Here is a 19,554-nt window from a genome sequence, read left to right as displayed (position 1 = left end):
TGATGTAAGTCAAAATCATCGGCTGCCCGCGCCGGTAGCTTTGCCTTCCTCAACCAACCCACGGGGCGCATGTACAAAAACAGATATTTTGCAGCCGCCATCAGCAGAATGGTGCTGCTCAGCAGCTGCACCATTCTGCTGATGGCGGCTGCGCGCACCGATGGCTACAGCCACCTCACCAAAGCCGTGAGCGAACTCGGCAGCACCGATGCCCCGCACAAAGGGTTGTTCAACTGGCTGGGGTACATGGTGCCGGGCTTGCTGATAGCCTGGTTTGCCTACGGCCTCAGCGCGCAGTTTCGCCGGAAACTACCGTTTGGGCTCCTGGCGGCAAGTGGCTTGTTGCTCGCCTTAGCAGGCGCGTTTCCTATGGACATGGACCACCGTAGTGCGGCTGCCAGCGTACTGCACACAGTGGGGTCAGTAGGCAGTGGCGTGGCGTGGCTGGCGTCCGCGTCCCTAATGAGCAGGGCGCTGCGCTCGGCCTCCTATTGGGCTTCCGTGGCCCGGCCGTTGGCCGTTGTGGCGTGGACGGCGGCGCCACTCATTGTGCTGCTTCCGGTGCTGCTGCCAGCCGCGCCAGCTTTGGGGCAGCGCATAGCTTTCGTGTCTTATTTCGTCTTCGTCCTGCTGCTGGCCGGCCGGCTATACGGCGCCGCGCAAGTACAAGGCGCTGCCCACTTCCCAACGCACAAGCCCCTTGCCGAGCAAGATGCCAACGGGACGAGTGCTCAGGGGTAAAGTTCCGCGGTTCATTTTACGGCCATATTCGCGCCGAAGCCGAAAATAAAGCATTGGCAAGACTATCAAAAAGCGCCTTCGGGGCGTTTTATAATGTTCCCTACTCTGCCGTGGGTGCGGTTGGCTGCTTCCCCGGCGCTTAAAGCGCCTTTCGGCTTCGTTTCGCGCTTGCAGTTGCGGCCGCTGCGGCTAAGGCAGCGCTCGCCCTCAGGGCGCGCCGCGCGGGCTTGGCTAGCGCCGTCCTTTAGGTCTCCCTCGGGCCGAGATTCGCGGGGCGGCCTTCCTCTTCCAAACGCGAGGCGGGCCCGGGGCGGGGGCCACGGTCGCCACGCCCTGGGCATTGCCCAGCTTTTGGCCCAAACCGCGAACTGAAAGCGCTCGACCTCAACGTGCCCGACCTCATGCTGGGCATCAGCCTGCGCCTCGACAACCCAAGCCGCAATCATTGCTTCGGCAGCCTTGGCCGCTTGGGCCGCGCCCTGGCCGAAACCCAACAGCCCCGCGAATTGGAGCGGCGCTTGTTAAGCGTCGTAGTCGATTTCAAGCTCGATGCTTACAGCCGAATACTGGCGTATTACTTATTTATTGCCTACAACCATTACCTGGAAGACAAGCCCATCTACCAACATACCGCGGCCAAGCTCAACGCGGCCGTGCAAAAGCTGCCCCCGTATCTGGCGGCCCGAGCGGTGGTGAAAGTGAGCAAATAGCTTAAGAAGCTGTTTGAGTTAGCCTGCTAAGTAGAGACGCAACATTTTGCGTCTCGTCGTGTGCGCTGTTCGGGCTTCTTTCAGACAGTATCGTTCAACGACGAGACGCAAAATGTTGCGTCTCTACCGCAACAACGCAGTTGTTGCTAATTCAAAAAGCTTATAAGCCGTATGGACAGCAGGACGTGCTAGTAGCTTCCTGACGAAAAGACAAAAGGCGGGGCCACCAGCCGGCAAAGTCGCTCGGAACCTGAGCATGTGTCTTGCGCAATCGTTCCCGACAACGATTGCGTGAATTTATATGGCAGAATTGGCTGTATGTCAGCCGGAATTAGCTAACCTTGTCTGTATAGCAGCAACAAGTTATAAGGGTATTAATCAAGCTTATCCAGGGCCGGCTGGCTCCCGGACGAGCCGGCTCCTTTCTGCGTCTTCTGGTGGCTTCGGCTTCCGCAGTTACGTGCTCCGTCAGCACCAGACCAAGTGCTGTTTCACGCTCTTTTTTAACATCCGGGCGCCTCTGGCCTGGTGTTTTTGCAACTCAACGGGTACGTTTTCAACCAAAATGCATCCCCGCCAGCCTATTGCATCTATCATTCACCAACCCCCAACTACCATGAAAATAAACCTCTTCTCGTTTTTCAGTCTGCTGCTATTGCTGCTTGTCGGTTTCGGCGCGGCGGCGCAAACCTCGTGCGCCGTGGCGGGCTGGGCCTCGCAAAACGGCGGCACCACCGGCGGCGGTTCGGCCACGCCCACCGTGGTAAGCAATTACACCGACTTCAAAAATGCGGTGACCAATGCGGCCGTGAAAGTCGTCCACATCTCGGGGACCATCACGTTTCCCGCGGCCGGCCGCATCAATTTCCAGGACCAAACGGGCAAAACCATTTACGGTTTGCCCGGCTCCCGGCTGGTGGCGTTGGACCGCACGGCCAGCGGCTCCGGCACGCTGTACATAAAACGGTGCAGCAACATCATTTTTCGAAACATCACCTTCGAGGGCCCCGGGGCCTTTGACACCGACGGCAACGACCACCTGACGATTGACAATTGCACGAACGTGTGGGTGGACCATTGCGATTTTCAGGACGGCGTGGACGGCAACCTGGACGTAAAAAACCTGGCCGACTACATCTCCATCACCTGGTGCCGCTTTGTGTACTTGAAGCCGCCCATCCCCGGCGGTTCGGGCGGGGCCGACGACCACCGGTTTTCCAACCTGTTTGGGTCGAGCGACGGTGCCACCGGCGACCGCGGCAAGCTGCGCATCACCATGCAGAACTGCTGGTGGGCCCAGGGCTGCCGCGAGCGGATGCCGCGGGTGCGGTTCGGCAAGGTGCACATCGTGAACAACTACTTCAGCAGCGCGGGCAACAACCACTGCATCCGGGCGGGCTTTGAAGCCGACCTGCGGGTGGAAAGCAACTACTTTGAAAACGTGAACAACCCCATCGACTTGTTCGAAAACGATTTCACGGCCGTTAGCGAGCTGAACAACGTGTTTGTGGGCACCTCGGGCGGACGGACCGGCCAAGGCACCGCCTTTACGCCGCCCTACGCCCTGACTATCACGCCGGCGGCCAACGTGAAATCAACCGTCAGCGGGGGCGCCGGAGCTACTTTGACCAGCTCCACCAGCTGCGGCGGGGGCACCACGCCGCCCCCCACCACGTACACGCTCACCACCACGGCCAGCCCGGCCGCCGGCGGCACCATATCGCGCAGCCCCAACGCCAGCAGCTACGCCGCCGGCACAGTGGTCACGCTCACGGCCACGCCGGCCGCGGGCTACACCTTCGCCGGCTGGAGCGGCGCTGCCAGCGGCAGCAGCGCCACCACCACCGTCACCGTGAATGCCAACAGCACGGCAACCGCCACCTTCACCGCCACCCCCACTTCGAACTTCACCCTCACGGTGAGCCGCAACCCAGTGGCCGGCGGCACGGTGGCGCAAAGCCCCAACGCCGCGTCCTACGCGCCCAATACGGTGGTCACGCTCACGGCCACCCCGGCGGCGGGCTACGTCTTCTCCGGCTGGAGCGGTGCTTCGACGGCCACCACGGCCAGCACCACGGTGACCATGAACGCCAATAAGAGCATCACGGCAAACTTCACCGCCAGCGGCGGGGGAGGGGGCAGCACCACGCTGCGCATCGAAGAAGCAGCCACCGAAACCAGCGGTTTCTGCGGGGCCAACGGCTCGCGCCAAAACTCCTACACCGGGGCCGACAACGGCTTCTACATCAACCTCTCCAACTCTGCTGCCCGGGGCATCGACTGGAACGTGAATGCGCCGGCCGCCGGCACCTACACCCTGCGCTTCCGCTACGCCAATGCGGGCGGCAGCAGCGCCACCACGGCCCGGGTGCTGGTGAACGGAGCCTCGGCCGTGGCCAGCGTGCCCTTCCCCAAAACCGCCGCCTGGACCACCTGGACCACCACCACGGCCAGCGTGACCTTGCGCGCAGGAGTCAATGCCATCCGGCTCGAAACCACGGTGGCCGCCGAGTTTGCCAACATCGACTGGCTGGAGGTGACGGGCAACAGTCCCACGGCCGCTGCCTGCTCCGCGGCCCGAATGGCCCCGGCCGCTCCCGCCGCCACCTTGGATGAGTCCACTGCGGCCAGGTTGTACCCCAACCCGGCGTCCGACCGCACGGCCGTAAAATTCGCGCTGACCGAGTCGGGCCCGGTCGCCATTCAAGTGTACGATTTCAGAGGCCAGCGCGTGAAAACGCTGACCGAACGGGTGTACTCCAGCGGCTCGCACGCCATCGCAATCGATGACTTGGGGCTGAAGCCGGGCCCTTACACGCTGGTCGTCGTCTCCGGCCAAGGCAAGCAAACGCTGCGCCTAGAAGTTCGGTAAGCAACCGGTTTCAAACGTGAAAAAGCCCTGTCACCAGTTGGTGGCAGGGCTTTTTGTTGGCGAAAAGCCAAGTGCTAAATCGCTCCGGCTAAAACGGCTGGGCCGGCAGCGGGCTACTCGCCGGCAACCGGTGCGGCCGGGGCGTCGCCCGCCGTTGGGGCAGCAGAACCTTCGGGCTTGGGGCCGCGCTTGCGGTTGCGGCCGCCGCGGCTGCGGCGACGCTCGCCTTCAGCGCGGGGTTCGTGGGCTTGGCTCGCGCCGTCCTTGGGTTCGCCTTCGGGCCGAGGCTCCCGTGGTGGCCGGGCTTCACCTTCCGGGCGCGGGGCGCGGGGTTCCCGGGGCGGGCGGGCCTCGCCTTCGGGCCGTGGGGTGCGCTCGGGGCGGGGGCCACGGTCGCGGCGCTCTTCGCCTTCGGGGCGCGGGGGGCGCTGGTAGGGCACGGCGGGGGCGTGGCCGGCGTCGAGGGCGGCCAGCGCATTTTTGGCGTTGGCCAGGCGCTCCTGGTGCTTGGGGTCTTTGGGGTCGGGCGCGTCGCGGCGGGGCTTGCCGCCGTCGCGGCCACCATCCCGGCCACCGCCTCCGCCACCTTCGCGGCGCGGGCCGCGGTCGCTGCCTTCGGGGCGGGGGCCACGGTCGCGGCTACCGCCACCGCCGCCGTGACCGCCGCGGGCCGGGCGGCCGCCAATCTTGCCACCCAGGCCGGCGAAGCGTTTGGGGTCGAATTCGGGCGCTTCGCCCAGGCCCAACTCCTCCGTGATTTTCTGCTTCTCGATGTCGCGCTCGATGAGCTTTTCAATCTTTACCACCCGGTCCTGGTCCTGGTCCGAGATGAAGGTGATGGCGGTGCCTTTGGTGGCGGCGCGGGCCGTACGGCCAATCCGGTGCACGTAGTCCTCGGCCGCTCTTGGAATATCATAATTGACCACGTGGCTCAGCGAGTCGATGTCGATGCCGCGGCTGAGCACGTCGGTGGCCACCAGGATGGGGAACTGCTTGTTTTTGAAGGCGCGCATGATTTCCTCGCGCTCTTCCTGGGTGCGGTCGGAACTGATGCCGCGGGCTTCGATGCCGAGCTTGTTCACCGCTTTCACGATGCCGCCCACGGCTGCTTTCTGGCTGGTGAAGAGCACCATGCTCTGCACGTCCTGCGTCTTGATGAGGTGCTCCAGAACGTAGATTTTCTGGCGGTCGTAGGCCATGTAAAACTGCTGGTCGATACCGGCGGCGGGCTTTGATACGGCCAGGCGAATTTCGTCCGGGTTGTTCAGTATCTGCTGCGAAAACTCCCGGATTTTGCTCGGCATGGTGGCCGAAAACAGCAGCGTCTGGCGCTCCTTGGGCAGCTGGCGCACGATGTTGAAGATGTCATCGGAGAAGCCCATGTCCATCATCTTGTCGGCTTCGTCCAGCACCAGGTACTTGATTTTGTCGAACTTCACGTAGCCCATTTGCAGGTGCGCAATGAGGCGGCCGGGCGTGGCGATGATGATGTCGGCGCCGGAAGTGAGGGCGCGCTTTTGCTGCTCCCAGTTCTCGGATTTGCCGCCGCCGTAGATGGCAATGCTGCTGGCTTCCACGTAGTAGCCGAAGCCCATCACCTGCTCGTCAATCTGGGTGGCCAGCTCGCGGGTGGGCACCAGAATGAGGGTGGTGGTGTGGCCGTGCTTGGCGTGCGAAATCTTGTCGAGCAGCGGCAGGAGGTAGGCGGCGGTTTTGCCGGTGCCGGTTTGGGCGCAGGCAATCAGGTCTTTGCCGTCGATGATTTTGGGGATGGCCTGCTCCTGAATGGGGGTGGCCTGCTGGTAGTTCATGGCGTCCACGCCGGCCAACAGGTCGTCGTGAAGCTTAAATTCGTGAAACGTCAAGGTTCAGCTTAGTGAGAGTTGTAAAAGGCTGACCTTGATGCCGTGGTCAGCAAACCGCTTGATTTGAAGTAAAGATACAACGCCCCGCTACTAAGCTCCAGCTTGCCGAATTGCGGCACGGCAGCCGGTAACACGGAAGAAATACCTCGTTTGTTCCTTTGCTTGAAAAATAGTAACTTCACTATGTATTGACACAGCTGGCAACGTCGTTTTCAGTTGAGCCAATTCCCCGGTCTTTCACCACTACCGTCCTGGTCTATGAAATCTGCTTTGAGCTACGGCGCGGTGCTGGGCGGGCTGCTGCTGCCAGCCGGCGCCGCCGCGCAGGAAATGCCCAAAGGCTTCGACCTGATGGCTGAGCTGGGCCAGGGCTTCAGCCGCCCGCGGGGCGACAGGACCCTGTATTTGGCCACGTTGCAAGTGGTGCCGCAAGTCACGCTGGTGCCGGAGAAGTTGCGCGCCGGCCTGGTGCTCGGCGCCCTATACCCAGGCACCAAGGTGGGCGTGCTGGCCGGGGGGCGCCTCACCTACAAGCTGGCGCAGGGCCCGCCGGTGCTGTTGGCCAAGTCCTTCCACGTGAACCTGCAGGCCGAGTACCTGCCGCTGGTGCGCTCCGGCCCCGACGCCTGGCGGCAGTGGGTGGGAGGCGGCATTGGCTTCGAAACGAGCAATTTGCTGGGGGTGTCGGTGCGGGTGCACCGCGACTTCCGCACGCCCGCCACCTACGGCCAGCTGGCCCTGTCGTTTAACTTCCGGTACAAGCGCAGCCTGCCGCCCGAATTGTAATCCCAACCTTCCTCATCATGGCCAAAACAGCCTTAGTCATCAGCGGCGGCGGGTCGAAAGGCGCTTTCGCGGTGGGCGCCCTGAAGTACATCCACGAAAACGTGCGGCCCGTGGACCAGTTCGACGTGTACTGCGGCACCAGCACGGGCGCGCTCATTGTGCCGCTGGCCGCCTGCGGCGAGCTGGCGCTGCTGGAGCAGCAATACACCACCCTGCGCCAGGACGACCTGGTGAAGCTGGGCACCATCGGAAATCTGGCGCTGGGCACCTCGCTGCACGACGCCACGCCGCTGAAAAATAAAATCAACGAGCTGCTGACCGACGACCGGTTTCAGCGCCTGCGCGCCGCCGCGGCCCCGGTAATGCTGGCCACCGTGTGCCTGCAAACCCAGCAGCTGGTGTACTGGACCACCCAACCGGCCCCGCCCACCGCGTTCTACGACGTGATGCAGACCAACAACGCCACCGAGCTGCGCCGGGCCATGCTGGCCTCGTCGTGTCAGCCGGTACTCATGCAGCCGGTCGAGGTCATTCAGGGCGCTCAACCCGTGCGGCAGTACGTGGACGGCGGCGTGCGCGAGCCCACGCCCCTGCAGGCGGCCATCGACCAGGGCGCGGAAACCATCATTGCCATCACGCTTTCTCCGCGCCAGCACCCCGCCGACCCCGCCAAGCTCACCCAGGCCGTGGCCATTCTGGAGCGCACCACCGACATGTTTGGGGAAGACGTGGCCTCGAACGACTATCGGTTGGCCCGGCTTTACCAGCAGGGCAACGCGTATTTGGAAGCCGTGCGCACCCTGCTGCTAGCGGATGGGGTGGCGGCGGCTACCGTGCAGGCTGCTTTTGCGCAGGCCGCCAACCCCTTCGGCAACACGGCCGTCACCACCATCCACGAAATCAGGCCCGCCACCAAGCTGGTGGAAGGCGGGCCGGGCGGGCTCACGTTCGACCCCGCCGCCATGCGCGGAATGCTGGCCAAAGGCCAGGCCGAGGCAAAGGCCTATTTTGAAGCCTTGCCGGGCGGGGCCATTGCCTAAACCCGCCGGATTGGAAGAACCGACGAAGCAAGCCGTGGCGCCAACGCGTTGTTACTTGCTGACTCTGGGCCCAAGCTCGGAGCAATGACCATGGCCCTCGACCGTTTTTCCACCCAAGCCGCCGACTATGCCCGCTACCGGATTGACTATCCGGCCGAACTCTACGACTGGCTGCTGCCCCAGGTGCAAAGCCGCGAGCGGGCCTGGGACTGCGCCACCGGCAATGGGCAGGTGGCGGCCGTGCTGGCCGACTATTTTGTGCGGGTCGACGCCACCGACCTGAGCGAGAAGCAGCTCACGCAAGCCACTACCCGCCCGAACATTCGGTACCAGCAAGCCCAGGCGGAGCAAACGCTTTTCCCGGCTCAGCGTTTCGACCTCATCACCGTGGCCCAGGCCGTGCATTGGTTTGAGCACGACGCCTACCACCGCGAAGTGCGCCGGGTGGCCCGCCACGGGGCGGTGCTGGCGGAATGGGGCTACGGGCTGGCGAAAATCAGCCCGGACCTAGACCTTGTTATTCGGCAGTTTCACGACGTGACCATGGGCCCGTACTGGGACGCCAACCGCTGGCACATCGACGAGGAATACGCCCGCATTCCTTTCCCGTTTGTCGGCGTACAGAAGGCCCATTTTGCCGTGCGCCGGCACTGGTCGGCCGAGTGGTTTTTGCAGTACCTGCGCACGTGGTCGAGCGCGGTGAAATACGAGAAGGAGCGGGGCGCAGACGCCGTGGCGCTGCTGGCAACCGAGTTGCTGCCGCTGTGGGGCGACGGCGAGCGGGAGGTGACGTTTCCGGTATTTGCGCGCAGCGGGCTGATAGAATAAACGGCGCCCACGCCCGTTGTGGGTTCGACAACTCGAACCTGATTTTATGACGTCATTGCTTACCTGGATGCGGGCCGTGGGGCTGTTTTACCGCAGCATTGCGCCCTTTATGTTGGGGTGCACGGGGCTGATTATTGGCCTTGCCCTGGTGCCGTTGCTGCGCGAAGGCAAGGCCGGCATGCTACCGGCCCTGACCTTGGCCAAGCTGCTGACCCTGCCCGCGGTGTGGTACTTGGCCGAGCAGCTACGTCCGCACCAATACTGGTTTTACTACAACTTGGGCGTGTCGCGGGTACGCCTCTGGGCCGGGACAGCCTTGCTCGATGGGGCGTTTTTTCTCATCTTCGCCACGGCCGCCCAAGCCGTGCTCACGTGAAGGCGCCGCGCTGGGCAGGCCCCCAGGTGCTGGAAGCCGACGGCATCAAAGTGGCTTTCAGCGGCCGGGCCATCCTTTCGAATGTGTATCTGCGGGTGCAAACCGGGCAGATAGTGGGCCTGTTGGGTCGCAACGGCACCGGCAAATCCACGCTCTTGCAAACCGTGTTTGGCGCGCGCGCCGTGCCCGACGCCTCGGTGCGCGTGAACAACCAGCGCGTGGTGCCGGCCTTCCAAACGCCCGGCCTGCTCAACTACCTGCCGCAAGTGCCGCTGCTGCCTGGGCACCTGTCGTTGCGCCAAGCGGCCCGGCTGCTGCGCGTCGACATCGACCAAGCCACCCGCAACTTCCCCGAGCTGCACCCGCACCTTGATGGGCGACTGGGGGAGGTGTCGGGCGGCACGGCACGCCTGGTGCAAGTGCTGCTTTTGCTGCACGCCGACACCGTCTTTTCCTTGTTCGACGAGCCCTTCACCGGCATCATGCCCGTGCACGTGGAAGCCCTGGCCACCGAAATGCAACAAGTAGCTCAGCGCAAAGGCCTGCTGCTGAGCGACCATCGGTACGCGGAAGTGCTGGCGTTGTGCGATGTCGTTTATTTGCTGCACCACGGGCGACTGCTGAGGCTGGGCGTCAACCCCCGCGAAGAGCTGCGCGACTATGGTTACTTGCTCTAGGTAATGCAATTGCTAGAACGATGTAGAGACGCGACCCTTCGCGTCTCGGCATTGAACGATGACTCCTTAACGACGCTTGACTGCTCAACTGGCGCGGCGCCGGAGACGCGAAGCATCGCGTCTCTACATCGTTCTTTTGAATGTTTAAAACCTGAATTTCATCGTACTTGTGCCCGCTTCAGCCGTGTCGCTCCCATTCGCCCACCTTCGAGTCCTGGAGCTAGCCTCGGTGTTAGCAGGCCCGCAGGTAGGGCAGTTTTTTGCCGAGCTAGGCGCTGAAGTTCTGAAAATTGAAAGCCCAGCCGGCGACGTCACCCGCACCTGGAAAACGGCGGCCGAAACCACAGCACCTTCAGTGGCGCCGGGGACTTCGCTTTCGGCCTATTTCGCGGCCTCGAACTGGGGCAAAAAGTCGGTGGTGGTGGACCTTGCCACTGCTGCTGGCCAAGCCGAGCTGCATCAGTTGGCCAGTGCTGCCGACGTTGTACTGGCCAGCTACAAACCCGGCGATGCCGAAAAGCTGGGCGCTGATTACGCCACCCTTTCGCGGGAAAATCCGCGCCTCATTTACGGCCACCTCACGGGCTATGGCCCCGAGAACCCGCGGGCTGGCTACGATGCCGTGCTGCAGGCCGAGGCAGGCTTCCTGTACCTCAACGCCGCGGGTCCCGGCCAGCCGCCCCAGAAAATGCCGGTGGCCATGGTAGACCTCTTGGCGGCCCATCAACTCAAAGAAGGCCTGCTCACGGCGCTGTTTCGGCGGGAGCGCACGGGGCGGGGGGCGCTGGTGCAGGTGAGCTTGCTCGACAGCGCCCTCTCGGCCCTGGCCAACCAGGCCGCCACCTACCTCGTGACGGGCCACGACCCCCAGCCCCTCGGCTCGGGCCACCCCAGCATTGTGCCCTACGGCACCGTGTACCGCGCTGCCAATGGCCGCCAGGTGGTGCTGGCGGTGGGCTCCGATGGCCAGTTCCGGCAGTTGTGCACCGCCCTAAACCACGCCGAGTGGGCCACCGATGCCCGCTTCGAAACCAACGCCGCCCGCGTAGCGCACCGGGCCGAGCTGGAGGCTCTGCTCACTGCCCGCATCGCAGCCGTGGACGGCGACCAACTGCTCGCGGAGCTGGAGCGGCGGGCGGTGCCAGCGGGCGCCGTGCGCTCAGTAGGAGAGGCCCTGGCCCACGCCACGGCCCAGCGCATGCTGCTGCCTCCGGGTGCGCGGGGGCACGCCGGGCTGCGCACCGTAGCCTTCTACAGTCCCGAGTGGAAAACGGCTGAGGAGCTAGGTGAGCCGCCCGTGCTGGGTGAGAATAAGCAGTTGCCGTAGGGCCAGGCCTAGCACGTTTCGCAACGAAAAGGGCGCTGGTTGTCGTACTTGAGCTTAGCCCAAGCCCTCGTTGTCCACGTTGCTGTTGTGCTTAACTTCGCTGACATCCCTCGCGCCTCTACAAATGGGCGTTATCGTTTTCCTGTATCGCATGGCCAAGTCCACCCAAAAAACTACCTCACCCGAACTGTTCACCGACGCCGAAGCCGCCCCGGGGGTTGAGCAGGTAGCGCCCGCGGCACCCGCCAAAAAGCGAGCCGCTAAAAGCAGCAAAACCAAGCCGGCGGCTCCAGAAGCAGCTCCTGTCCTCGAAGCCGGGCACAGCGGCGCCACCGCCACCGACAACCTGCCCACGGCCCAAGCCGGCTCGCCCACCCAAGCCCCAGCCGACCGCCTGGACCAGATTTTCGACGGCCTCAAGCAAAAATCTACCGCCAAGCAAGCCATTTTCCGCAACACCCAGGCGGCGTTCGACTGCCTGCGGCTGGTGTCGCAGGAGCTGGTGGTGGAACTCACCCGCAAGCTCACGCCCCTCGACTCGAGCGTGGTGATTGAGTACCGCTCCATCAACGACATGGAGTTTCACATCAAGTTTTCGGGGGATTTGCTGGTGTTCGTCATGCACTCCAACGTGGTGACGTTTGCTGACGACTACGGCCCCATGCCCAGCGCTTACGTAGGCGCGGATTTTCGGCGGCGCTTCTTTGGCCACATCATGGCCTACAACTTCATGGCCGACAGCATCAAATACCACCGCCTCAACGACCCAGGCTACCTGGTGGGCCGCCTGCTGGTCAACATCGAGAACCACTACTATTTGGAAGGCGTGCAGCAGCTCGAACTGCCCAACAACGACATGTCGGACAACGTCATCACGACCGACGCCATGCGCCTCTTCGTGGAAAGCGCCATGATTGCCGCCGTCAACAACGACTTGATTGCCCCACCGCTGCCGGAAATTCAGAAAATCAGCGTCAAGCAAAAAATGGAAAACCAGCAGGTTAGCCGCGGCAGCAAAGTCGGTTTCAGCTTTTCGGCGCAACAGGCGTTTGAGTAGGGCGCCGTCATTGCGAGGCCGCAGGCCGTGGCAATCCGTCCTGTTCTCAGCGACCAGCCCTAGGATGTGAAAAGCCCTACCGGGTCCGACCCCGTTTCTGCGCAGAGCTGGGGTCGGACCCGGTAGGGCTTTTTGTGCTGGTTTGTCACGTCTTAAAGTTGGTCGCTGAAGAGAGGACGGATTGCCACGGCCTGCGGCGCTCGCAATGACAAACGGCTCGCGGCTACGGGCCGTAGCCCACCTTCTGGCGGACTTTGGCCAGCACGCCGGCGCCATACTCCTGAGCGCGACGGGCGCCAATGGCCAGTTTGGCGTCCAGTTCGGGCAGGTTGTTCATGTAGAAATCGAACTGCTCCCGCTCGGTAGCAAAGCGCCGCAGAATCACCTCGTACAGCTCCTTTTTGGCGTGGCCGTAACCGTAGCCGCCGGCTTCGTAATTGGCGCGCATGGTGGCCGTTTCTTCGGGCGTGGCCAGCAGCGAGTACAACTTGAACGTGACGTCGGTGGCCGTATTCTTGGGTGCTTCGAGTGGCGTGCTGTCCGAAATAATGGATTTCACGGCCTTCAGCAATTCCTTCTCCGGCGCAAACACGTCGATGATGTTGCCGTAGCTTTTGCTCATTTTGGCGCCGTCGGTGCCGGGAATGGTCATCAGCTCGGCGTCGACGCGGGCTTGGGGCGGCACCAGCGTGTCGCCGTAGCGCGTGTTGAACGCCTGGGCAATGTCGCGGGCGATTTCCAGGTGCTGAATCTGGTCTTTGCCCACGGGCACAAATTCGGCGTCGTAGAGCAGGATGTCGGCCGCCATCAGCACCGGGTAGGTAAACAGGCCGGCGTTCACGTCCGACAACCGGTCAGCCTTGTCCTTGAACGAGTGGGCATTGGCCAGCATCGGGAACGGCGTGAAGCAGCTCAGGTACCACGTCAGCTCAGTCACCTGCGGCACGTCTGACTGCCGGTAAAAGAGGCCTTGCTCGGTGTCGAAGCCGCAAGCCAACCACGCCGCGGCCACCGAATAGGTGTTGTGGCGCAGCACTGCCGGGTCGCGCACTTGCGTGAGCGAGTGCAAGTCGGCGATGAAAAATAGCGTATCGTTGGCGGGGTTTTTCGACAGCTCGATGGCTGGCAGAATGGCTCCAAGCAGGTTGCCCAAGTGGGGGCGGCCCGTGCTCTGGATGCCGGTGAGGATGCGGGACATGGGAATGATTAGGCTTATTTGCTGCTCGGTGATGACCCTTGCATAGAATAATCAAGAAAAGGCACTTTTCTATTAAGAGCGTGAATAAAGGTATGCAAACTATAAATCGTTACTTTCTTGTTTTGCATTACTGCTAGCAAGTCAGGCCTTGCGGCGACGTAAGGCGCCAAGGCATCATAGAATGCTTGCCCGGCGCCGTCGAAGGCGTTGTACGGAATGGCCGTGGCGCGCGCTTCACCAACTCGCTGCAATAAGTAAATAGGCTTGTCGCTGGTCTGCCCAACGTACTCATAGCGCATCAACGAGACGGAGCCAGTATCGAGCAGCTCCACAAAGGTGTTGTTGGCTATTTCGTGCGTCCAGCCTGAAGGAGACCTCATCAGGAAGCTGCTTGCCCGGACGTAGTGCCGTAGCCCTAAGTGGTACGTCAGCACTTCCTCCAACGGATATTTCACGGCGGGGCCGTTCTGCATTTGCTTCACTACCAAGTTGCTGCCCAGACGCAGAAGTCCGGTACGCTGCGTTTCCGGGCTGCTTTTTAATTGGAAAGTACCGCTTCTGAAATCAAGCTGTGCTCGAACAACATGGGGAACAACTAAGATAAAAATTGCTAGTAAAACGATTCGCATAAATAAATGGTAAAGGGTTACAAGTTAAACAGACATATTTTCCGTGGCGTTATGCAGTAGCTCCACCGACTCTTCCTTGCCCAAGTAACGGTCAATGAGAAAATGCGCCAGGTACAGCACCGGCGTCAGCAAAATAGCCGAGGCGAACTTGTACCAGTAGTTGGTGTTGGCCACGCTCAGCACCTGCGCCATGGGCCAATTGCCAAACACGCGGAATGCGATGTACAGCACCACAAACGAGTCGACCAGCTGCGACACCAGCGTGGAACCCGTGGCCCGCAGCCACACAAAGCGCCCGCCCGTAGCCTTGCGGATGGCCGCGAAAATGGTGGCGTCGAGCAGCTGCCCCACGCCAAACGCCGCAATGGAGCCAATGATGATGCCCAGCCCCTGCCGGAATATGCTCTGGTAGGCAAAGTCGATGTTGAAGGGCCGGCCCTGGTTGTCCGTCTTGTTCACGTCGAGCCAGAAATCGGCCGGCGGCAGCTTGGTGGTGAGGTAGATAACCCCAAACGCGAACACAATGAGCGCCATGGTGAGGTAGCTGATGCGCAGCACGCCCGCCTTGCCGAAGTACTCGTTGATAATGTCGGTGGTCACAAACACGGCGGGCCAGATGAGCACGCCGGCGGTGAGGTTGCCGGGCAACCCCATCAGCTTATCGGCCGAAAAAATCTTGACGCCGATGATTTCGGCAAGCAGCGCATTCACCAGAAAAATGCCGCTGAGAACGAGGTAAAGCTGCTGCTTTTTTTGAGCAAAAGAATTCATGAAGAAACGAAATGTCAGCAATCCAGTCGGTCATCGTCTGCTGCCATCCTCATCTGGCGTCCGCGCAGCGAAGGGCTTTATCACCGCTGAACGACAAGTTCTAATCGGATGAGGTCCTTCGCAAGCTCAGGCTGACAGCAGACGACGACAGGCCGTATAGGCAAAGTCAATTACAAAGTCACCGTTAAGCCCTCGGTGGCTAGTTCGGCCGTAGGGAACACCGCGTGCGCTTCGTCGAGCAGCGGCCCCAGGTTTTTGTAGCGGCTGGAAAAGTGGCCCAGCAGCAGGTGCTTCACGTCGGCGGCTTGGGCCAGCTGGGCGGCTTGGCGGGCGGTGCTGTGGTGGGTTTGGGCAGCGCGCTCGCGCAGCTCTTCCAAAAAGGTGGCTTCGTGGTACAGCAGGTCGGCGCCGCGGATGAGGTCGGCGAGGGCCGGCGTGTAGAGCGTGTCGGAAAAGAAGGCGTAGCGGCGCGGGGTAGGGGCCGGGCCGGCCACGTCGGCGTGGCGCAGGCCGGGCTGCTCGTCGCTGGCTTCCAAGTCTTCGCCCTGGGCCAGGCGCGCCAGTTGCTGAGGCAGCAGCCCCGCGGGCAGCCGGTCTTTGAGCAGGTTGGCGCGGCGCGGTTTTTCCGCAAACAGGTAGCCCGCGCACGGAATGCGGTGGCGCATGGGCAAAGAACTCACCGTGAGTTGTTCGTCCTCGTACACCACGGCGTGCGCCTCGGTGTCGACGGGCGTGAACGCCATGGTGAAGCCCAATTGCATGTTGGAAACCCGGGCCTGGGTGGTGAGCACTTCGTCGAGGCCGGGCGGGCCGATGATGGTAAGGGCTTGGGTGCGGCCCTGCAGGTGCATGGTGCCCAGCAGGCCAAACAAGCCGAAGTAATGGTCGCCGTGCAGGTGCGAGATGAAGATGGCGCGCAGGTGGTGCGGGCGCACGCGGTGCTCCAGCATTTGCCACTGGGTGCCCTCGCCGCAGTCGATGAGGTAGTTGTGCGCGCCCACGGTAAGGACCTGCGCCGTGGGGTGGCGGGAAAGCACCGGGGTGGCCGACGCCGAACCTAAAATCTTCAGCTCAAAAGTCAAAATAAGTATAAATAGGTGAAGCAAGCGCCACCGTAGCCAAGGCAACAGCTCCTCAATAAAAAAATAAATAAAAAGGCTGTTAGCCGTCAGCCCGAAAACCAACAGCTAACAGCCACGTGCCGGGGCTAAAAAATTATTCTTTGTCGGTCAGGTCACGCTCGATGGCGTGCAAAAATACCCGGTCGATGCCCTCTTCTACGGTGGGCAGAATGTGCAATACCGATTCCAGTTTGCTGATGGTGATGAGCTTCAGCACGTGGTCTTGCAGGCCGGTGAGGACCAGCAAACCGCCCGTGGAATTGCACAGCCGGTTGGCAATAAGGATGGAGCTGAGGCCCGACGAGTCCGTGTATTTAACGTTGGTAAGGTCGAGAATCAGGTTGTTAATGCCTTCGGCGTTAAGCTTCACGAACTCCGATTTGAGGTCGGGCGCAACGGTGGTGTCGAGCTTCTTCTCCTCAATGGTGATGATGGTGTAGCTTTCTTTTTTATCAATCGTGTACTTCATACAGCGTAAGCAAGGAGGGGTAAGAGAACGGCGAAGGTAAAGAAAAAACCCAAAATTTTGGGCGAACGGGACTACTATTTTGTGGCCGACCGACCGGGTGCTGCGGCCGGTCCCGCAAAGGTGAGCGAGGCCCAGGTGGACTGCCAATCGGCGCGGTCGCGGAGCTTGGCCGGCGCCGCGGTCATGTCGACCGCAGCCAGGAGGTAGGGGCCTGGTCCGGAAAGACGTAACAGGATACGGCCGTTTTGGTTAGTGCGCGTGGTAAAATGTGTGGTTGGCAGGCCATTGGGCTGGCGCTGCCATATCTGTACGGCTGCCCCGGAGGCAGGTTTTCCACTACGTAGTACACGCACCGTCAAAGACTTGTCGGCCACCAGGCGGTAAGGGTTCTGCTCGGGCACCAGCTCCAGCGGCAGGCCGTACACGTGCCGCCAGGCGCTGTCGGCGGCCGCGGGCACGGTGGCTGCTTCGCCTACCTGCACCAGCGTTTTGGCGCAGCGGCGGTAAGTTTCCCGTCCGGGCTTGGCCGCTTCGTCGCGCTCCTGGCGCAGCCTGAGGGCGTAGTCTAAGCCCTCTTCGCGCAGGTAGGCGGTAAACTTGTCGCCGGGCAGTTCAAGGAAGGAGTTGGAGGAACGCAGCAGCACCACGTGGGTGCCGGGCTGGGCGAAGGCAAACCCGGTGCGAAACGTGTCGGCCTCGGCGGCGCCCGGAGCGGGTGTGAGGGCCGTAGAGTCCGTGCCGGCCGGGCTGAAGCGCACGAGGCGCAGGACTTTGGTGGCCTTGGTGGTCCACGGTTCGCCTCGGAAATTCTCGCCCACCAGCGTGTGCACGTTCACCGTCTGGCCCGGCTGCAGGCGGAAGCGCGGGGCTTCCAGCCAAAACTCGTGGGCTGCTGCGTGCAATCCTACCATCAACAGGGCAGCGACGGGGAACTGAATTTTCATGATTCAAAAGGGCTGATTCTCTGCGGACCTCCGCGTTTTCCTCCGCGAACCTCTGCGAGAAAGATGGTATTTAATTTTCTCGCAGAGGTTCGCGGAGGAAAAACGCGGAGGTCCGCAGAGGGTTATTTCCGCTCCAGCGCCAGGGCGTAGGCCCGGTCGTAGTGCACGCGCAGGTTTTTCCAGTCGAATAGCTCGGCGGAGCTTTCCACGGCGTTGCGCTGCATGATGCGCTCGCGGCGGTTGAGCAACACGAAGTCCCAGAGCATGTTGGTGAGCTCCTCGGCCGATTCATCAAAGGATTTCTCCTGGCGGTGCACTACGAAGATGCCCTTTGATTCGGGGTCGGGGATGGTTTGCAGCACGTAATCGCCGAAGCCCGAGAGGTCGGAGGTGATGGCGGGCACGCCGCGGGCCACGCATTCGAGCGGGGTGTAGCCCCAGGGCTCGTAGTAGCTCGGGAACACGCCCATGTGGCAGCCGCGCACAAACTGCCCGTATTCCATGCCCAGCAGCGGCGAGGCCGGCGACACAAAGTCGGGGTGGTACACCATTTTCACCTGGTCGTGGCGGTTGTTGAGCAGCTTGGCCCGGCGCATAAAACCCAGAATGTCGTCGTCCTGGTCGTTCACCAAATTGTGGGTAATGACCGGCGGCAGGGCGTTGGTTTTCCAGCTTTGCAGGGTGCGGCGGTAGCGCAGTTTCCAGTAGTCGTCCACCATCGAGCCCAGTTCGGGCAACTTGTGGTCTTGGCTGGCGGCAGCGGCGTAGAAGAGGCGCTCGCCCACCTGGCGCTCAATGGCCTGGCAGGTTTCGTGCACCTCGTCGAGCATGGCACGGCGCTCCAGCACCTGCGGGTTGATGCTGGTGAAGGGGCGCTTGGTGATGAAGAACATGACCACCGTGCCTTCCAGCCCGCTCGCTTGCAGGCGGTGGTTGAGGCGGGCCAGGGCTTCCAGCGTCAGGTCGAAGCCCTTGTTGTGGTACTCGTAGCGGCCCGAAGTGAAGAGGTACAGCGTCTTGTCCAAGTCGAAGGCGTAGGACTGGAAGAAGTGCGCCATCACGAATTCGTGAATCTTGGCTTTGTATTGCTGGTGCAGGTTCTGGAATTCGTGCAGGGCCACAAACCGCTCGATGTTGAGCCCGTTGGGCAGCACCGCGTCCGGAATTCGGTCCAGCAGGTAGATGCACTCGCGCACCGTCAGCTCGCTCACGGTGGTGAACACGTGGCTGCCGTGGGCGGCGGCGCGCTCCATGCGCACGGCGGGCTCGATGTTGAATTTGCGGGCCTCGGCTTCCCAATTCACCCACATCAGGTGGTCGTAGAAGTTGGGGTCGTTCATGGCCAGGTAGCGGCCCAGCAGCGTGGCGTGGGTGGTGAAGAGCAGGTGCGCAGGCACTTGCAGGCGGCGCAGCTCCGGGATGGCCACGCCGGTCATCCACTCGTGGAAGTGGCCCAGCAGGCGGCGCCCGGGCTTGGCAGCCAGTTGGGCGGCCAGGTGCTGGAAGAAAATGGTGGTGAGGTGCCCAAACGCAATGACCTGGTGCAGCAGGTCGTCGTTGTCGGGCGAGGGAATGGCGTGGCGCTGCCAGAGGTCGGCCTTGAGCTCCCCGAGCTTGTTGTAGGATTGAAACGGGTTGATGAGCACCACGCGGGGCCGGCCCGTGACGAGCCAAGTGCCGTAGCACACGTCGTAGCCCTGGGCGCGCATGGTGCGCACGGCGGCCCCAAACGGGTCGGAGGCGGTGTGCACGGTGAGGTCGTCGAAGCTCTCGAATTCGCCCTGGGCCTGGTTGGGGAAGTAGGGGCCCAACAGGCAATACCGGTCGCCCCAGGCGGGCACGGTGGCGGGCACTTTGCTGCGAATAACCGTGTAAATACCGCCTACCTGGTTGCAAACTTCCCAGGCCACCTCCACCAGCAGGTCATTGGGAAAAAGGGCTTCAGGGGCTTGAGGGGTGGGTTGCATACGGGTGGGCAAGGAAGGACGGGGAAAGGAACGCGGCGAAAGGTAAGCCGGTTGGGCTTCAATTGCCATTGCGGCCCTTGTTTTTTCGAACAGTCGGCCCGAAATGTTCGACGGCCCCTTCCAACCTTCGCCAGACTCCGCTGTTACGCCCCGAAGATTTTAACATTCCCCTTCGC

Annotated in this window: 18 protein-coding genes; 10 read left to right on the top strand and 8 right to left on the bottom strand. The window is 62.2% G+C overall.

From position 1 onward, the window contains the following. Window positions 1–69 precede the first annotated feature (69 nt). The 3 genes from VF629_RS05835 to VF629_RS05825 all read left to right on the top strand — a co-directional run bounded on the left by VF629_RS05835 (window position 70) and on the right by VF629_RS05825 (window position 4,323). Entirely contained in the window at window positions 70–741 is a 672-nt protein-coding gene (locus tag VF629_RS05835; protein ID WP_331057519.1) for a DUF998 domain-containing protein, read from the top strand. Between the two features lie 389 nt (window positions 742–1,130). After that, complete coding sequence (locus VF629_RS05830; RefSeq protein WP_331057518.1) at window positions 1,131–1,451, top strand: hypothetical protein; 321 nt, start codon at window positions 1,131–1,133, stop codon at window positions 1,449–1,451. A 616-nt stretch (window positions 1,452–2,067) separates the two neighbouring features. Beyond that, window positions 2,068–4,323 carry an InlB B-repeat-containing protein gene (locus VF629_RS05825; protein ID WP_331057517.1) on the top strand — a complete coding sequence of 752 codons (2,256 nt, stop codon included), beginning with the start codon at window positions 2,068–2,070 and terminating at the stop codon, window positions 4,321–4,323. A gap of 113 nt (window positions 4,324–4,436) precedes the next feature. Here the strand turns inward: VF629_RS05825 and VF629_RS05820 are convergent, their stop codons facing one another. Further along, window positions 4,437–6,188: a DEAD/DEAH box helicase gene (locus VF629_RS05820; protein ID WP_414653850.1), complete on the bottom strand. Its 1,752-nt coding sequence runs from the start codon at window positions 6,186–6,188 to the stop codon at window positions 4,437–4,439. A 258-nt stretch (window positions 6,189–6,446) separates the two neighbouring features. On the opposite strand from VF629_RS05820, the gene VF629_RS05815 reads away from it, so the two are divergent. The 7 genes from VF629_RS05815 to VF629_RS05785 all read left to right on the top strand — a co-directional run bounded on the left by VF629_RS05815 (window position 6,447) and on the right by VF629_RS05785 (window position 12,279). Further along, window positions 6,447–6,974, top strand: coding sequence for a hypothetical protein (locus VF629_RS05815; RefSeq protein ID WP_331057516.1), 528 nt, complete (start codon window positions 6,447–6,449; stop codon window positions 6,972–6,974). Window positions 6,975–6,991: 17 nt separating this feature from the next. Next, the gene (locus tag VF629_RS05810; RefSeq protein ID WP_331057515.1) at window positions 6,992–8,014 is read left to right on the top strand and encodes a patatin-like phospholipase family protein; all 1,023 of its coding nucleotides are present in this window, start codon (window positions 6,992–6,994) and stop codon (window positions 8,012–8,014) included. A gap of 90 nt (window positions 8,015–8,104) precedes the next feature. Next, window positions 8,105–8,842: a class I SAM-dependent methyltransferase gene (locus VF629_RS05805; protein ID WP_331057514.1), complete on the top strand. Its 738-nt coding sequence runs from the start codon at window positions 8,105–8,107 to the stop codon at window positions 8,840–8,842. Between the two features lie 46 nt (window positions 8,843–8,888). Beyond that, window positions 8,889–9,218 carry a hypothetical protein gene (locus tag VF629_RS05800; RefSeq protein WP_331057513.1) on the top strand — a complete coding sequence of 110 codons (330 nt, stop codon included), beginning with the start codon at window positions 8,889–8,891 and terminating at the stop codon, window positions 9,216–9,218. After that, entirely contained in the window at window positions 9,215–9,895 is a 681-nt protein-coding gene (locus tag VF629_RS05795; RefSeq protein WP_331057512.1) for an ATP-binding cassette domain-containing protein, read from the top strand. The genes VF629_RS05800 and VF629_RS05795 overlap by 4 nt, the downstream gene beginning before the upstream one ends. A gap of 184 nt (window positions 9,896–10,079) precedes the next feature. Beyond that, window positions 10,080–11,222, top strand: coding sequence for a CaiB/BaiF CoA-transferase family protein (locus tag VF629_RS05790; RefSeq protein ID WP_331057511.1), 1,143 nt, complete (start codon window positions 10,080–10,082; stop codon window positions 11,220–11,222). 124 nt (window positions 11,223–11,346) lie between these two features. Next, the gene (locus VF629_RS05785) at window positions 11,347–12,279 is read left to right on the top strand and encodes a hypothetical protein (RefSeq protein WP_331057510.1); all 933 of its coding nucleotides are present in this window, start codon (window positions 11,347–11,349) and stop codon (window positions 12,277–12,279) included. Between the two features lie 223 nt (window positions 12,280–12,502). Here the strand turns inward: VF629_RS05785 and trpS are convergent, their stop codons facing one another. From trpS to VF629_RS05750, 7 genes are all read right to left on the bottom strand, one after another. Continuing rightward, entirely contained in the window at window positions 12,503–13,477 is a 975-nt protein-coding gene (trpS, locus tag VF629_RS05780; RefSeq protein WP_331057509.1) for a tryptophan--tRNA ligase, read from the bottom strand. A 14-nt stretch (window positions 13,478–13,491) separates the two neighbouring features. Next, window positions 13,492–14,106 (bottom strand): hypothetical protein, encoded by a 615-nt coding sequence (locus tag VF629_RS05775; RefSeq protein ID WP_331057508.1) that lies wholly within the window; start codon window positions 14,104–14,106, stop codon window positions 13,492–13,494. Between the two features lie 24 nt (window positions 14,107–14,130). Further along, on the bottom strand, window positions 14,131–14,877 hold the full coding sequence (locus VF629_RS05770) for a queuosine precursor transporter (RefSeq protein ID WP_331057507.1): 747 nt from the start codon (window positions 14,875–14,877) through the stop codon (window positions 14,131–14,133). Window positions 14,878–15,047: 170 nt separating this feature from the next. Further along, window positions 15,048–15,959, bottom strand: a complete 912-nt coding sequence (locus VF629_RS05765) for a ribonuclease Z (protein ID WP_331057506.1) — start codon at window positions 15,957–15,959, stop codon at window positions 15,048–15,050. A 133-nt stretch (window positions 15,960–16,092) separates the two neighbouring features. Then, window positions 16,093–16,467, bottom strand: a complete 375-nt coding sequence (locus tag VF629_RS05760) for an STAS domain-containing protein (RefSeq protein ID WP_046246220.1) — start codon at window positions 16,465–16,467, stop codon at window positions 16,093–16,095. A 74-nt stretch (window positions 16,468–16,541) separates the two neighbouring features. Next, a complete protein-coding gene (locus VF629_RS05755; RefSeq protein WP_331057505.1) occupies window positions 16,542–17,411 on the bottom strand; it encodes a DUF4198 domain-containing protein in 870 nt (289 codons plus the stop codon). 122 nt (window positions 17,412–17,533) lie between these two features. Next, the gene (locus VF629_RS05750) at window positions 17,534–19,378 is read right to left on the bottom strand and encodes a glycosyltransferase (RefSeq protein ID WP_331057504.1); all 1,845 of its coding nucleotides are present in this window, start codon (window positions 19,376–19,378) and stop codon (window positions 17,534–17,536) included. Between the last annotated feature and the right edge of the window lie 176 nt (window positions 19,379–19,554).

The organism is Hymenobacter sp. (assembly GCF_036388155.1).
In the GTDB taxonomy this organism is placed as follows: Bacteria; Bacteroidota; Bacteroidia; order Cytophagales; family Hymenobacteraceae; genus Hymenobacter.
Note: the sequence above shows the minus strand (reverse complement) of the source record. Positions and strands in the feature narration are given on the sequence as shown.